Genomic DNA, 16,515 nt, shown 5'->3' with positions numbered 1-16,515 from the left:
GCCGTCTTCCTGCACGCGGCATGGCTGGATCAGGCTTGCGCCCATTGTCCAATATTCCTCACTGCTGCCTCCCGTAGGAGTCTGGTCCGTGTCTCAGTACCAGTGTGGGGGATCCCCCTCTCAGGGCCCCTATCTATCGCTGTCTTGGGGTGCCGTTACCACTCCAACTAACTAATAGAACGCATGCCCATCTCTCACCCATAAATGTTTAATACAAAACCAATGCCGGTCATGTATACTATGCGGTATTAATCCAAATTTCTCTGGGCTATCCCACTGTAAGAGGTAGGTTGCATACGCGTTACTCACCCGTGCGCCACTCTCACCATCAGCAAGCTGATGGATCCCGTTCGACTTGCATGTGTTAGGCCTGCCGCTAGCGTTCATCCTGAGCCAGGATCAAACTCTTCATCGTTGTTTTTTTAGGATGCCGAAGCATCCAGTACTTTTCAACGACCAAAGGAAATTCAATTTTTGGTACTCAAAATGGTTTGTTCTCTTTTTTGTTGCGGAATGCTGTTTCCGGCATTCCGCTACGCTGTCAATCCAATATGTTAATGAACTTGTCTCTCTTCTCTCTCGGCGAACTCAATCGCTAAGCGGGTGCAAATATACAACCCTTTTTTAGATCCACAAATGTTTTTGAAGTTTTTTTGAAAGTTTTTTTTCACACTTTAAATCGACCCCCACAAAACACCTTTTCAATGAACCCTGCCGCTCCGAACGTTGCCGTTTTTTGCGGCTGCAAACATACAACCTTTTTCCGATCCGCAAAACATTTTTTGAAAAATATTTCGCTTTCTTTTGTTAAGGATGTAAATGAACTTTTTTCCGCTCCCCCGGATCCTAGGACCCTCGTTTGCGGGGTGCAAATATACAACCCTTTTTCCTTTACCCGCAAAATTAAATCGCTCTTTTTTTGAACTATTTTTCTTCCGGCTGTAAATGAACGCCTTAGCGGGCGGAAAACAGGGCTGTCTGTTGCCCTGGTGGTATGGGCATGCCCGCGTTGGCGATAAAGCCCCTGCCCAAACTCTTTGGCGGACGCCCCAGCGGCCGGAAAAAGTCAGGGGCGAGAGCGCGGTGGTTTGCCCCCTTAGGCAAACCAAACGCCCAAATAAAAACAACGGTCCATCCTATCTAATAGGTGCCATATCTTAATTACATACTTCCATTTAGAGTGTGTCCATTATATTGTATAGCATGTCTTATTGTTTTCAGAGCTATTCTACGTAATCAGAGCGTGTATATTTTGCATAGAAACGATCGCTCCCCTATTTAAAACTAAGTACCAGGTGAACGAAAGAACCAAAAAACATTATGAAGCACCTCTCTAATGGAACATTATTAATGGAGGTAAGGAGGTATTCAATATGGCAAAAACTGGGAAATATCTCTAAAACCTAAAAGATTAAACACCCAACCTTATATACTAATAACAAAATAGACGAGATTGGTTGGCTTAAACAAAAGTCAATTGGGAAGTCCCCTGATCTTCTTTTGCCACTTTAAAGTATTCCGTCAAGGAACTCATGAGGGCGACTAGCAGTTTTAAATATTAACCGAAACTAAAGAAAGAAATTCCAAACGAGACCAAAACGGATGCTGAAATCTCTGTAAGGATTATTTGGCGCCGAAAAATAATTATACCCAGTGAATGACGAATTAAAGTGTTCGGCCATAAGATATATTCGCGTTTGTCTGACCTTCGCATTAATAAAGAAATCCAATCTTGGAAAATCACCCACCTTAATTTGATTTTGAGTGTAGAATTCACCCAACAAAGGATCATAACCATCCATACTATACTCTGTGAAATAATTGAAGGTGATTCCTGTTTGTAAAAAGAGCGCTTTCTTGAAGAGATGATCAGAAAAGTAAATGGTGTTGCGCGTGATGATTTGTGGAACATTTAATATCCCATCCCCATCAATCACATTTTGATACATGACTCTATTGTCTAAAGCAAACTTGCCAAAACGGAATTCCTTTGATACTTGAAGCTTCAGATAGTTTAATGAATTCTCTGCTTGGGTTGCGTTGACATTGTGGTTTGAATCCTTCGTAAAATAGGCGTGATTATTTATGGTGGTGTATTCTATTTCGGCAGTGGCAATTTTATCGGATTGAACCTTAAATGCCAAATTTTGGGTTTGTACGTTTTTAAAGGTCGAGCTATTGTCCCAATTGTAGTTGAGATAATCACTTTGATAGAGCAGCATATTGAAATTAGGCATTTTTGAGTTAGAATTCAGACGGGCCAAAACCTTAAGATCAGGGTTCAATTTATAAGATGCATTTAGATCTAAGAAATTGCCATTAAAGTCACCAGAGAGATTCAGACCAAATTCACCATTCAAATTAAATCCGCCTATTTGGTTTTTATAAGCGCCTCCAATTCCAAAAACACTTCCCTTCAATCGGTTTGCAATTCTCACACCATCTATGACGGCTATGGCATCATATCCATAATTATAGTTGTTATAATCGGCACTGAATTGCAATTCTCCCAAGAGGTTATTCTTATAATTGACAAAAAACCGATTTGAAAAATCTTCAAGGGTCACTTTATCCTGAATATTTGTGTTAAGAAAAGCTGCTCCAAAAAAATCATTACGGTTGGCTTGATCAAATTGGTAATATTTGTCCTCAAAAGAAATGATTTGACCAACACTTATGCTATTACTCAAACTATCTGAAGCCTGGAGAAGATTATATTGATGGTTAAGATAAAACCGTTTGCCTTCAAGCATATTCTCGGCATCCTCAAAATTTGGCGAAAAAACAGATCTATTAATAAATTCAGGATCCCCAGATTGGAAGAGTGCGACATCTTCATCTGTAAGGCCACCATTTTCTTGGTTGAGAAGGTCCTGCATTACAATATGGGCACGTGCTTGATAGGTATTGTTTTTTGTAGTATAATTTGTAGTAAATCTAAAATTACCTGTACTGGTTAAAATATGCTGATATTTTCCTAACGATCGGAGTCCTTTGTAGGCAATTGAAAAGTTAAACTGTTTTGACATATTGATGGTGAAGAAAGCATCCACCAACTGGCCTTGTTGAAAGGCAGTTTTGTAAAATAGCTCGGTAAGTGGTGTAGGAACGTGAAAATAATTAATATCTTCCTTCTCCATATAATTAAAATGTTTGGCACGCGCGCCAAACAACGGTAAAGAACGCTTGTTCTTAAAATCATGCAGGAGACTATTGTAGGTTTGGCCTAGATTGGAAAAAGGCAGTAAACCAAAATCATCTTTTCTCAAGTAATTGAATTTGTAATGCTTCTTGATTGATAAAGTTGTATCCACGGCAATTGAATCCAAGGCGTCATTAAATTGCACATACATATCTATGGTAGCCAATTTATCTTTTCCTTTAATACCATTTGATGACGTGGAATCTTTTTGTCTATCGGGAGATGGCCTACCTCTTAACTTAACTTGAGCATTAAGTCCGACAGTAAAAAGGAGAAATAAAAGTATGGAGAAAGATCTTATATACATTTAAGGCAGTGTCATTTTCGAACAAAGTAAATGATAATTTATCATTTACGCAGATAAAAATATAATTTACTTTATATAAAAAAGACCAACAGAGAGGATCGTCGGTCTTTAAAATAATAAAAATAAAATGAAAGTTTATTTTATAACAATTTTATGTGTGGTGTGACTATCTCCTTTGGAAATATTAGCGATGTACACGCCAGGTCTGGCATGATCTAATTTTATTGTTTCCGTGAACCTAATGGAGTTATTTACAAAACTGTTGGCATAAATCTCACGTCCAAGTGTATCGTAGACAGAAATTTCAACATTGTCGTTAGAATTTAAATGGGCATCAAAACTTATGGTAAACTCACCTTGGGAAGGATTTGGAAAAACGATCAAATTATTAGTCAACACATTGTCCTTTGTGTTAAGAACAAGATTTCTTCCAGTGACAATCAGTGCGAAATCCTGACTCTGTGGCGTAAAAACAGTCCCTACATTTCCTCTCAAGGTTCCTTTATGGCTTACAGTCAAGGTATATTCTCCCGAAGATGGTGCCTCTATTTCAACAATTTCAATGTTATCTGCCGTATTATCGTCTTTGGAATTATAGAAACCAGTTGTTGGATCCAAATTAAGTCTCCATGGGAAAAACACATCTCCATCTTTAGTTACTCTTAAATCTAAATCATTCACTAATCTTGCAGTAGGATCATTCAATTCTCCTTGAGAAATACCTCCTGGCATGTCAGTCCAAGCAATGCTCGCCTTTAACTTATCGCCGGCTATTGCAGAGAAGCTCATAGTGTATGTTTTACCTTGCCCCAAATTCAATTCCTTTAATATCGCCGTATTAGTTGTGGCTTTATAAATTGTTTCTGCAGATGCCCTGGCATCTAAAAATCCCCAACCAAAAGTAGGATCCGGACCTGGAGCCGCCATATCATCAACCGCAGTATGGCATACCAATCCTTTTAAAGTGGAAGAGTTCATGTATGAGCCATGCAATTGCATATAGTATTGTTGCAATAAAGCAAGTGTTCCAGTAGTATTGGGAGCAGCCATTGAAGTACCAGATAAAGTGGCATATTCCCCATTAAGCGTTGTTGAATACACCTTTGTTCCATCTGCAGCGATATCCGGTTTTATCCGTAAATCATCGGTAGGGCCTTGACTGCTCGATGTATTGATAAATAAAGTTTTGAAATCTGAAGCAAACGGCTTTAATACCGGATCAGCATTTGCGACAACCAGATTATTCTTTGCATTCTTATCTGTCATTAATTTATCAAAACTAGGAAACATTCCGCCAGTGTAGTCAATTCTCCCATCATTGCCAGCAGAAGTAACGATTAAATATTTTGGATTGTTTCTGGCAATTTCATCCATATCTCTTGCATCTTTTGTATAAGCTCCCATATACCATGCTGGTAATTTTTCTTTATCATCTCCAACTAGTGACACTCCGTAAGAATGGTTAGAAAGGATAATTGAATTGGTTGCCGAGTTGGCAGCCGCCAGCATTTCCACTTTGTCATTGTTCCAATTGTAAGTATGAATATTTATATTGCTTGCCATTCCCCTAGCATTTGCATCTTGACCCTTAGCACCTATAGTACCGGAAATATGCGTGGCATGATAATTAAATCCTGTTTCAGAGCCAACCGAAGTACTGTCAATATTAATAACACGTGATCCCGTATTTGTTTTATTTTGAAATTCAGGATGCTCGATTTCTGTAGGACCATAATCCCAAACACCCAAAGTCATGCCGCTGCCATCAAGATTTAAACCTAGGTTACCTCCCATTTGGAGATCAGATGTTTTTGTAGCATTTGCCGCCCAACGATTGTGGGTGATTTTGTATAAAGCTACACCATCAATGACATCATAGAGATGCCTATAATTTAAACTGTCTCTTAAAGTAGCAATACTTTTTTTGTGAACACTTATAAAGGTGTTAACCCTAGCTTTTCGCAATTGCTCTTGATTTTTGAAGCGCGCCATCAATTCATGGTTTTCTTTAGTGGCGTCAGTTTTTAGTTTATGTTGGCCATAGCCAAAATTAAATATTAGTAAAGCGGTTATAAAGAGTAGCGGTTTTTTCATAATTCTTTCGTAGGATCTACGCACAATATACAGTAATCTTTTATTAATTCAACCCTGGCACACACAATAAAAAAAGCCACCATAAAAAATATGGTGGCTCAAATTTTGAAAATGAATTATACTATTCTATCGTGAACTCAGCAGTTGAAGATTCAGATGTTGTCGTAGTTTTTGGAACGTAAATATTCGATCCCGAAGAAACTGTATACACTGCTCCTCCATCACCATACTCATCGTAAACCGCAATACCATATTTACCAGCTTTTAAGCAAAAGTCTATGTTTGCACTCGCTTTACCATTGAACGGTCCGCCTGAATTGATAACCACTGGCTCTTCTCCTGATAAATCAAAAAGCTCAAAAGTGGTTTCTTCTGGCCAAGAGTCAAAGGTTAATGCCAATCTTACCAAAGTGTCGGTACATAGTTCCGTAACATTAATGGTCAGTTTATCACCAAAATACAATCCTGCCTTGTTTTCAAAATCAACCACTAAAGCTTGATTTACAAACTCGAGCGTATCATCATCAGTAACAGACACGGTAAAAGTACCTTTATTGGTATTTGCCGGAATCGTTACTGTTGCAGGCACCACATAAGCAGATTTTAATTTTGTCGCATCAGTATCAACGATCAAGTTATAAGTGCGATCCGTACTGGAGATATCACTTGAATAAATAACAACATCCTTTGTGCTTGTACCATTTTTATCAACACTCATTGCTATTGGTCCTCTTTCGAATGCTACGTAGTCTTTCAATGAAGACGACGTATCTTCCTTTTCACAATTAAATAAAACTGCGGCAATTAATATTGCTAAATATTTATAATATTTTTTCATAAGAGCTTAATATTAATTTTGATTGTTAATGAAAGGATTGTTTTGAATTTCAGACTCTGGAATCTCGAAAGTTAGGCGCTCATCATCATAAGGAATTGTTACGCCCACATTTGACAAGTGATTGGTACCTCTTGTAGTCGATTTTTTAAATCTCTTTAGTGCTAAATAAGATTTTCCTTCGCCCCACAGTTCAATTCGAGTTTGAAGATAAATTTCATCAAGTAATGCTGTACCTGATAATCCGCTTAAATAAGCAGGGTCAACACCTCTTTTGCTCAACAATTCTCCTAAACGGGTTCTTGCTCCAGGCTCATCACCTCCTCGTGCAGCAGCTTCAGCATTTAAAAGGTACATTTCTGCAACTCTCATATAAACGTAGTCAGTGGTTATAACTCTTTGACCTCCAATCTTTTTTGCAGGATCATAGAACTTATTTAATGGCATTAAATAATTACCACCAGCGACATTATGAAACTGTCCTTTTCTAACATCGTTAGCAGGGATGGCATCAAAAAGCCCTTTATCAATAGTCTTAGGATCTCCCGCCCAAGCATAGCTATAAGTATAGAGATCTACTTGGCCCCACCAAGACACCAAATCCAATCCTAAATCTGTAGTAATATCTTGGCCCCACATCCAACCTGGAGTGTTGATATCATTAAAACCGCCAAGCACATCATTGGCATCCATTAATGGGAAACCTCCGTTAGTTATAATATCGTCAGTCAAGGTTTTCATTTCTGAAACTTGTCCTGTAACACCATATACATAAGACAAGACTCCCTTAGCCACAAACTCATTGATCTGACTCTTGTTTGAACGATCGAAATCAGATAACAAAGAAATAGCGTCCGTTAAATCTTTAATCATATAATCAAAAATTTCTTTTGTTGTTGATCTCGGTAACGCTTCTTGAACTGGTTCAATGTACAACGGTAAGATCTCTGCAGAAGGGTCATAACTATTGGCAAAATACTGTGTTAAATAAAAGTAAGCATGCGCTCTAAGGGTTTTGGCCTGACCTAAAACCCATCTATTTTCCGCCAGTTCTGGCACTGCATCATTGCCGCCTAAAGTTGCTATGACCTCATTTGAAGATCTAATGATTCTGTAATAGTATCTCCAAGGTTTATAATTTGTAGTTGAAGTAAAATCCTGGGTTGGTACATATTCCGTTAAAGCTCTATACCATCCATAGTTGGACGCTGCCAAAACCATGTCTGATGATAGAAAATCTGAATAAATATCATAGCCTTTTTGACCAAAATCATCATGGTCTAAATTGGTACCACCGGTACCAGTTTCAACCATAGTAGTATAAATTCCAGACAAAATACCAGCTACAAGAGCAGGATTATTTACCGCCGCATCTTGCAGATCCTCAGCAGAGATAAATTCTGTAGGTGAGGTTTCCAAGTAATCTTCTGAACAGCCAAGCACTAAAAAGAGAGTGGCCGCGAAAATTGATAGTTTTATATTATTTTTCATATATGATTTTTTTTTAAAATTTAACTCTTACACCCATTGTGAAGGTAGATAAAGGCGAGTATCGGTATTGATTTGATGCACCTGATTCAGAAGTAGAAGGATTAAATCCATCTCTTTTACTGAACAAGAACATGTTATCACCAGAAACCCAGATATTCACGTTATCAATACCAGCTGCTGATATTGCATTGGATTTTAAAGTATATCCTAATTTAATATTATTTAAAGCAAGATAATCTGATTTGGTCAAGAAACGTGTTGAAAGTGATGAGTAACGGTTGTCTGACGCATAGTTATCAGAAAGTCTTGGCACATTAGTGATGTCACCTGGTTGTTGCCATCTATCCAACATATCCACGTGCCAGTTATTGGCACCCGCTTGCGCATTCTGCATCAAGTTAGCATATGATGAATCGTAAGCATAACCACCAATACTATATAAGAATTGTGCACTTAAATCAAAATTCTTGTAAGTACTAGCCAATCTGAATGCACCTCTTACTTTTGGAATTGCAGACTTGCCAACATATTTGGTAGTCGCATCAGCATAAGTTTTTGTGGTTTCTCTTTGAACATTAGCATTTGGATTTTTGTCTAAATATTCAACAATTGAACCTGTACCATTGTCTGCCGTATCAAATCCTTCACCAGCATCAAATTGACCGTTGCCATTGGCATCATCAAAATATCTGTACCACATTGCTCTACCATCAGCAGGATCAACGCCGGCCCACTCTCTCATGTAAAAATCAAAAATGGAATGTCCATTGGAATAGGCAAAACTATTAGGAGCCGTATCAATATACTTTGGCAAACCTGTAGATGGTTCTATTGGCATCGTCTTGATTTCATTATCCAATATCTCCCCGTTTAAGGTAGCACTCAATGTGAAATCGTTCTTTCTAATAATATGAGCCGTTAAATCAAACTCAATACCACTATTTAATAATTCTCCATCGTTTACGGTTGTTACCGCAATACCAGATGACGGATTATTACGTCTGTCAAATAATAAATCTTTGGTTAATTTTCTGTAGTAATCTAAAGAACCTTCCAAGAATCCAGTTTTACCAAAAGTAAACTCAAGACCAGTCTGGAACATTGTAGAAGTTTCCCAAGTTAATTCAGGGTTACCATAATCTCTGTTTGAAAGTGCAAAACCATCGTTAAGGTTTCCAACATTATAACTGTTGATCCCTGGATACAATCCTACACCTGCTTGTTCTCCAACTAGACCATAACTGGCTTTTAATTTTAAGAAACTAACAATTGATGAACTTTGTAAAAAGTTTTCGTTTGATAACACCCAAGAAGCACCTACAGATCCAAATGTACCCCATTTGTTACCTGGAAGGAATCTTGAAGATCCATCACGTCTTACAGATCCTGATAAAAAATATTTTTGATCAAAATCATAATTTATCTGACCAAAATAACTTTCAAGAACCGCTTTTCTAGTCCATGATGTTGGAGGAGAAGACACAATGATAAAATTGTTCAAATCATCAACATAAGGTTGAACCGCACCCTGCATACTTGCAGTGTTCCGTTTTTGAGTCCAATCGTTTGCCTCATGAGCGGCTAACACTTCAAGTGAGTGTCCGCCCCAATTGTTTTTATAACGTAATAATTGCAAGAAGTTTTTAGCGAAATACTCCGTATCTCTTCTGTAAATTGAACCACCTTGTCCAGCAGCAGAACCGTAAAACGGATTGTTTAAGCTGAAATATTTATCATTATAATACTGGAAACCAAATCTTGTTTCAAAAGAAAGATTTTTGGTAAACTTAATATCAAATGAGAAGTTACCGTTCAATTCGTTTCTCTTTGCGCGACTTCTGTCGTAGTGTGCATCAGCAATTGCATTGGTTAAAGCACCAAATCCTCTACCGTCGCTTCCATAATCATAAACACTTCCACCAAAAATTTCATCAGGAATGCGTTGACCGTTTGCATCTCTTAAATACAAAGGATAGATACTTGGTAAGTTATCAACGAACCAGAAAATACTTCCTGAATCTGAAGATTGTCCATTATTATTCGTCTCAGAAAGCGCATAACCTAAGTTTGCACTAGCTTCTAACCATTCTTTTGGTTTATGAGATAGATTAAGACGGGCGGAATAGCGCTTATAATCAGAGTTGATTAAATAGCCTTCTTCGTCCAAATAACCGAATGAGCTGAAATATTTGGTTTTATCATCACCACCTGAAAAACTAAGGTTGGCTTCTTGTCTGTAAGAAGTTTGAAAACCATAATCTTCCCAGTTTTCTGGATCATAACGTCTTGTAACCCCTGGTCTTACCGTACGAGTTACTGGATCAATAAGTTCACCTCCGTTGGCAACATTCCACATATTATAGAAAGGAGCTATCCCTGAATTACCAAATAACTCTGCATTAGCATACGCTTCTGGATTTGACTGACCAAGCGCAACACCCTTATTGTATTTAGCTTCCCAAGCCAGACCAACGTACTGCTCTGGATTTCTGATCACTTCATTTCTTGGCAATAAACTGACGTTGAATCCGGTTTTCACATCTACATTAATAGCAGATTGACCAGATGTACCCGTCTTAGTAGTAATCAAGATAACCCCGTTTGCTCCTCTTGCTCCATAAATAGCGGTAGCTGTTGCATCTTTCAATACCGTTGTTGACTTGATATCAGCAGGGTTGATAGAGTTAATATTCTCAGTACCATTAAATGGCACACCATCCACTACATATAATGGATCTCTATTACCATTTACCGAACCAAATCCTCTAATACGAATGGTAGCTGCGGTTCCTGGTTGTCCAGAGGTATTAATTACATTTACACCCGCTACCTCACCGGCTAATGCCTGAGATACGTTTGAAAATGACTTCACCTCTAAATTTTCTGAATTTACTGTTTTAGCAGATCCTACAAAGGATTGTTTTGTTGCAGTTCCATACCCAACAATAACCACTTCATCAAGAGCGGCGATGTCGTCTTCCATTGCAACATTAATAGTATTACTGGCGCCTACTACAACTTCAGTGCTCTTCATACTAACAAAAGAAAACGCTAACGTTTCTCCTGAACGGACGCTAATGGAATAATTCCCATCAAAATCAGTTTGGACGCCACGAGTCGTTCCCTTTACAATAATACTTACACCAGGCAACGGCAAACCATCCGATAAAGATGTGACCGTACCTGAAACAGTTTTCTCTTGTGCAAAAGAAAACTGCATCACAAACGCCATGAAAAGCGTCATTAACCATGTTAATTTTAATTTCATAAAACAATTATTTGAGTTAGTCTTGCGCAAACATCATAATAATATATTAAAAAAACAAGTTTTATACCTAATAAAATGTTAACGTCAATGGCGTGTCAAACAGAGAGAATACCACGTAAAACGCTAATCCTTAAGACCAATTTGATCAGCTCTTGTTCAGATTTTTGCGTTAAAATTTTAACAATTAAAAGTCAATCAATCTAGATGCTCAACATAATGTAGATTTAAACCCTCTTCTGCGTGAATAAATTACTTTTTTTGTTAAAAAACAGAAAATATGATTTGTCATGAGGGTAATGGAATTCCAAAATGACTTTACTTTTAATTGGTCTTCCTTGTCATTTCCAAAATTGGATAATAGAAAATAAAAATGTGCCTTTTTACGCTCCTAAAACTTCCAGATTTTTTAATCCTTGTAGCCGGCAAAAACAAACTTTTTTATTTATTTTGATAGTTCTCATGTCTAAAACATAATTGAACAGAAAAACTTGGCGCCAATTTAGGAATAACCCACAAACCAAAATTCCTTATTAATGCACTCAAGTGGATTGACGGCTTTATCTCACTTCATAACCGAAATGATAATTTGACAGATTCCCGTTTAGAAGTTCTACACCATATTATATATACACTATTTTTTTTATGGGCTGGACTTCTGGATAAAAATTGAAACCAGTGCTTATGATGGATAAATGTTGTTATATTTTAGATGTTACTTTATTGTTTTAAATTTGTTGAAATTTCCAATACTTGATACTTAAACTTTCTTTCACGTTAGATCCTTTTGAATGTGGCACGGATGAGGCCGGACGCGGCTGCTTGGCTGGTCCCGTTACTGCCGCAGCAGTTATTTTACCTGAAAAATTTGAGAATCTCATGTTAAATGATTCCAAGCTACTTTCACAAGCTAAACGTGATTTTTTGAAACCTATTATTGAAAGAGAGGCCGTATCATTTGCTATTGCACATGTCCATCCTGAAGAAATAGACGACATTAACATCTTGAACGCTTCCATTTTGGCAATGCACAAAGCTATTGCCAGATTACAGACAGCGCCAAAATTCATAAGTGTTGATGGCAATAGATTTAAACCTTTTGCAGATGTCCCACATGAGACTATCATAAAAGGCGATAGCAAGCTCCTTAATATTGCGGCAGCTTCAATTTTGGCAAAAACCAGTAGAGATGCGTACATGTGCCAAATCCACGAGGAGTTCCCCATGTACAATTGGAAACAAAACAAGGGGTATCCAACCAAAGAACATCGCGAAGCGATTAATAAATATGGTATCACACCCTATCACAGAAAAACTTTTAGATTAATGCCCCAACAATTACACCTGCCACTCTAACTTTTTATATTTACAAAAAATACCAACATGCGAAATATTTGTTTACTGTTAACATGTATACTGATTATAAGTTGTAAAAAAGACACGTCCAAGAATTCCAATCTCATGTCATTGGTTCCAAACCATGCAACTGTAGTTATAAAAACAACTTCAATTGAAGGTCTGAAAAGCGTATTTAAAAATAACAGTCTGCTCACCCAGTTTTCTGGCAAAACGCCTATTGGGCACTTAAATAATAAGCTCGAATTCCTTAGTCACCTAAAACCCTCAGATGATCTCCTGATTGCCTTTGGACATGACCAAAAAGACAGCCTCCAAATTTCAGTCATCACAAAATATCATAAGGATCTTTTCAATTTCGCTTCGACCCCTAATTATTCAGTAGAAACCATCACCCTCAAAAACGGTTCTTTAACTAAAACAACCATTGAGAAAGAAATTATCTATAGCATTGTTAAGGACAGTATCGTTTTCGCCTCCAACGACAGGACCCTTACCGAAGCCGCATTTAATAAAAAGGACCCTAACCCGTTGTTGAAAGAATTATACCAGACAACGTCCAACGGAGAATCCTTGTCTATTTTCATGAATACAAAAGAGAAATCGTTTCAACCCGAATTTTTCTTTGATCAGCAACTCAATAAGGCCCAGCTCACCAATTACTTTCTTTTAGATGCCGATTTATCCCAGGACCAACTAAGATTTGACGGGATTACCATCGCAAAGGATTCTGCTAAAAGCTTGATCAACATTTTCAAAAACACCTTTCCTCAAGAAAATCGATTGCCAAAAATATGTCCGCCAGATAGTGATGGATTTCTGAGCTTTACATTTCATAGCTTCAAAGCCTTCCACGAAAGCCTTTCTAAATTCAGAAAACAAGATTCCATAGTTAGTGAGTCACTCTTTGAAAGTGTTTCAGAAGCTGGCGTTATCTATAAAAACGATCAACAGGCAGTGGTTTTGAACAGTATTGATGCCGCAAATATGAACACCTTTTTTGGCACCCAAAACAGTATTGACACCTACCGGGACATCTCCATTTATACTTTTGACAAACCTGAATTTTTCTCAGATTTATTTTCACCATTGATCACCTATAAAAAAGCCACAAAGTTCATTAATATTGAAGAATTTTTTGTGTTTTCAGATGACCTGGAACTCCTAAAAGAAGTCATTGCCAGTTATCAAAATAATGCCACACTCTCTACATCTCATGCCTTTGAAGATTTGATGGACGATTTAAGCGACGAATCGTCCTTGCTTGCCTACGCCAATTCCAATCATCTAAAGCAAATTCTCAATTCAAATTTAGATACGGCAAACACCATCAACCCCGATGGCTTCAATGCCTCTGCTATTCAGTTTGTATATGAAACCGATTTCGCACACGTTCACGCCATCCTACAAAAAAACAAGAAAAAATCGACGTCAAATACGGTTTATGAAGATATTAGCGTGACTTTGGACGCTGACGTTTTGACCCATCCTCAATTTGTAAACAACCACACCAACAACCAAATGGAAGTGGCGGTTCAGGACATTACCAACAATTTATATCTTATTTCCAAAGATGGCAAGGTGCAATGGAAAAAGCAATTGGACAGCAAGATCTTAGGGAGGATTGAACAAATAGACATCCATAAGAACGGACGGCTCCAGTTGGCCTTTGCGACACAACATCGGGTGTATGTTTTAGATCGTGACGGGAAGGACGTCGGTTCTTTTCCTTTAAAATTTAGAGATCAAATTACGCAGCCCTTATCGGTCTTTGACTATGATAAAAATAGAGATTATCGATTGATGGTTACCCAAGGAGCGTCGGTTTTATTGTACAACAAACAAGGTAAGATTGTAAGAGGATTTAATTTCAAAAAAGCAGAAAACACCATCAATACACAACCCCAACATTTCAGAATTGGCAGAAAGGATTATATTGTCTTTGTCCAAGGAAACGAGCTCGAAATATTGAGTCGCGTGGGGAAAACACGGGTCAATGTAAAGAATAACATCAGCTTTAGTGATAGTGGTATTTATCTGTATGACAACAAGTTCACCACTACAACGGCTAAAGGTGACCTCGTACAGATTGACGAAAACGGCAAAATGAGCAGTAGTAACTTAAGTTTGGGCGAGAAACACAGTATTGCTGCCACCAGTAAAACGTTAGTCACACTTTCTGAGAATATTCTGCACATTAAAACTAACAAAGTAGAGCTGGATTTTGGAGATTATACGCCACCAAAAATATTCTACGTTAACGATAAAATTTACGTCTCCGTTACCGATTTACAAGCCAAGAAAGTCTATCTTTTTGATAGCTTAGGAAAACCAATTGACAACTTTCCCGTTTATGGTAATTCAACCATTGATCTTGACAATATTGACAAAGGCAAAAATCCGGAGTTTGTCACAAAAGGCGATCAAAATGGCATCATCATTTATCAAATAAATTAATCTTTTTTTACCATCCATACATAAAACACTACCAACCATACAGTTTCCACTCGTAGAGTATCGGTTTATCACTATATTAAAAGTTGATACTAACGATTACTCCATACTGTATAGACATGAACACCTCATTTAACTTTAAAAATAGCGTCGGTACTGCGCTTATTGCATTTTTCATGATGCCATCAGCACATGCCCAAATATGGAAAAAATTACAAAAAAGTGCAGAACGTACGGTCGAAAGAAAATTAGAAAGCAAAACAGAAAAAGAGACCGGGAAAATGATGGATTCCATTTTAGATCCGAGCCAAAAAACCTCACCACAAAAGGGTCCTTCCAACGATCCAAATACCTCACCGAACAATCAATCTTCAACAAGTGATGATGGTTCTAACACTTCTGCCGCAACAGTAAAAAAGAACGTTTCAGACAATTTAGAAGTGTACAGCAAATACGATTTTGTACCTGGAGACAAGGTGTTGTTTTATGATGATTTTTCACAGGATTTTATAGGAGATTTCCCATCAAAATGGAATACGAATGGTTCGGGTGAAGTCGTAAGGATAAACAATAGTGAAGGTAATTGGTTTGGTTTAAAATCAGGTACATCCGTTTTTTATATTCCTGATTCTAAAGACCTACCAGAGGATTATACCATAGAGTTTGACCTAGTAACCAAAGGCTTGTCAAGAGGAACCACCTCCGGTGCCGCTCTCCGCATTTATTTAAGCGATGAAAACAACCTTCGTGCAAATTCTAAACACCGTGTAGAAGTCTCTATCCCGTTGTACCAATATAACCCCTTTCCAATCATGGCAAGGAATTATTTTAATGGTAAAGGTGCCGGTATCGACAGTAGTGTCAAAATTGATATTCGAGAAGCACTGCTCAACCAGCCTCACATTGCCATTGCAGTCACCAAGAATCGCTTCCGACTTTGGGTCAATGAGGTCAAATGTTTGGACATCCCAAGGATGGTGACCGAACTGAACGTTCTAAATTATCTCAAATTTAACGTTGTCAGTCTTAAAGATGGTGAAGAACATCTATTTATAAGTAATCTAAGAATTGCCGACGGCGGCGAAGACTTGCGCAGAAAGCTATTATCTGAAGGCAAAATCTCTACCAATGGTATTCTCTTCGATTCTGGTTCGCCCAATATCAAACCACAATCCTTGGGGATCGTATTGCAAATTTCGCAAGTAATGTTGCAAGATGAAAACATAAAACTCAACATAGTTGGACATACCGACGCTGATGGCAATAGCGACACCAATCTCACCTTGTCAAAACAGCGTGCAGAGTCGGTCAAAAATGCCTTGATCAATCTTTACAACATTCCTGCCGGCAGACTTCAAACCGATGGGAAAGGGTCAAGTGTGCCCGTAGCCGATAACACCACACCTGATGGAAAAGCCCAAAACAGACGTGTTGAATTTATAAAGATTTAGCATTTAGTACATCTCCCAATTTTTTTCAAAACGCCAAGGATTTTCTTTGGCGTTTTCCAT

General features: G+C 37.8%; 8 protein-coding genes and 1 rRNA gene. 3 read left to right on the top strand and 6 right to left on the bottom strand.

The features are described from left to right. The 6 genes from VLZ86_RS09205 to VLZ86_RS09180 all read right to left on the bottom strand — a co-directional run. Positions 1 to 415 (bottom strand): 16S ribosomal RNA (locus VLZ86_RS09205); the annotation flags it as partial. 1,153 nt (positions 416 to 1,568) lie between these two features. After that, positions 1,569 to 3,509: a putative porin gene (locus VLZ86_RS09200; RefSeq protein ID WP_325450573.1), complete on the bottom strand. Its 1,941-nt coding sequence runs from the start codon at positions 3,507 to 3,509 to the stop codon at positions 1,569 to 1,571. 135 nt (positions 3,510 to 3,644) lie between these two features. Next, complete coding sequence (locus VLZ86_RS09195; RefSeq protein ID WP_325450571.1) at positions 3,645 to 5,603, bottom strand: S8 family serine peptidase; 1,959 nt, start codon at positions 5,601 to 5,603, stop codon at positions 3,645 to 3,647. A 121-nt stretch (positions 5,604 to 5,724) separates the two neighbouring features. Then, positions 5,725 to 6,441, bottom strand: coding sequence for a hypothetical protein (locus VLZ86_RS09190; RefSeq protein WP_325450569.1), 717 nt, complete (start codon positions 6,439 to 6,441; stop codon positions 5,725 to 5,727). Positions 6,442 to 6,453: 12 nt separating this feature from the next. Next, a complete protein-coding gene (locus VLZ86_RS09185; RefSeq protein WP_325450567.1) occupies positions 6,454 to 7,929 on the bottom strand; it encodes a RagB/SusD family nutrient uptake outer membrane protein in 1,476 nt (491 codons plus the stop codon). Positions 7,930 to 7,942: 13 nt separating this feature from the next. Further along, positions 7,943 to 11,197 (bottom strand): SusC/RagA family TonB-linked outer membrane protein, encoded by a 3,255-nt coding sequence (locus tag VLZ86_RS09180; RefSeq protein WP_325450565.1) that lies wholly within the window; start codon positions 11,195 to 11,197, stop codon positions 7,943 to 7,945. 753 nt (positions 11,198 to 11,950) lie between these two features. On the opposite strand from VLZ86_RS09180, the gene VLZ86_RS09175 reads away from it, so the two are divergent. The 3 genes from VLZ86_RS09175 to VLZ86_RS09165 all read left to right on the top strand — a co-directional run bounded on the left by VLZ86_RS09175 (position 11,951) and on the right by VLZ86_RS09165 (position 16,455). Beyond that, the gene (locus VLZ86_RS09175; RefSeq protein ID WP_325450579.1) at positions 11,951 to 12,550 is read left to right on the top strand and encodes a ribonuclease HII; all 600 of its coding nucleotides are present in this window, start codon (positions 11,951 to 11,953) and stop codon (positions 12,548 to 12,550) included. 105 nt (positions 12,551 to 12,655) lie between these two features. Further along, on the top strand, positions 12,656 to 15,007 hold the full coding sequence (locus VLZ86_RS09170) for a ribonuclease HII (RefSeq protein ID WP_325450563.1): 2,352 nt from the start codon (positions 12,656 to 12,658) through the stop codon (positions 15,005 to 15,007). A 116-nt stretch (positions 15,008 to 15,123) separates the two neighbouring features. Next, positions 15,124 to 16,455, top strand: a complete 1,332-nt coding sequence (locus VLZ86_RS09165) for an OmpA family protein (RefSeq protein ID WP_325450561.1) — start codon at positions 15,124 to 15,126, stop codon at positions 16,453 to 16,455. Positions 16,456 to 16,515 lie beyond the last annotated feature (60 nt).

Source organism: Gelidibacter sp. (genome assembly GCF_035515035.1).
GTDB lineage: Bacteria > Bacteroidota > Bacteroidia > Flavobacteriales > Flavobacteriaceae > Gelidibacter.
Note: the sequence above shows the minus strand (reverse complement) of the source record. Positions and strands in the feature narration are given on the sequence as shown.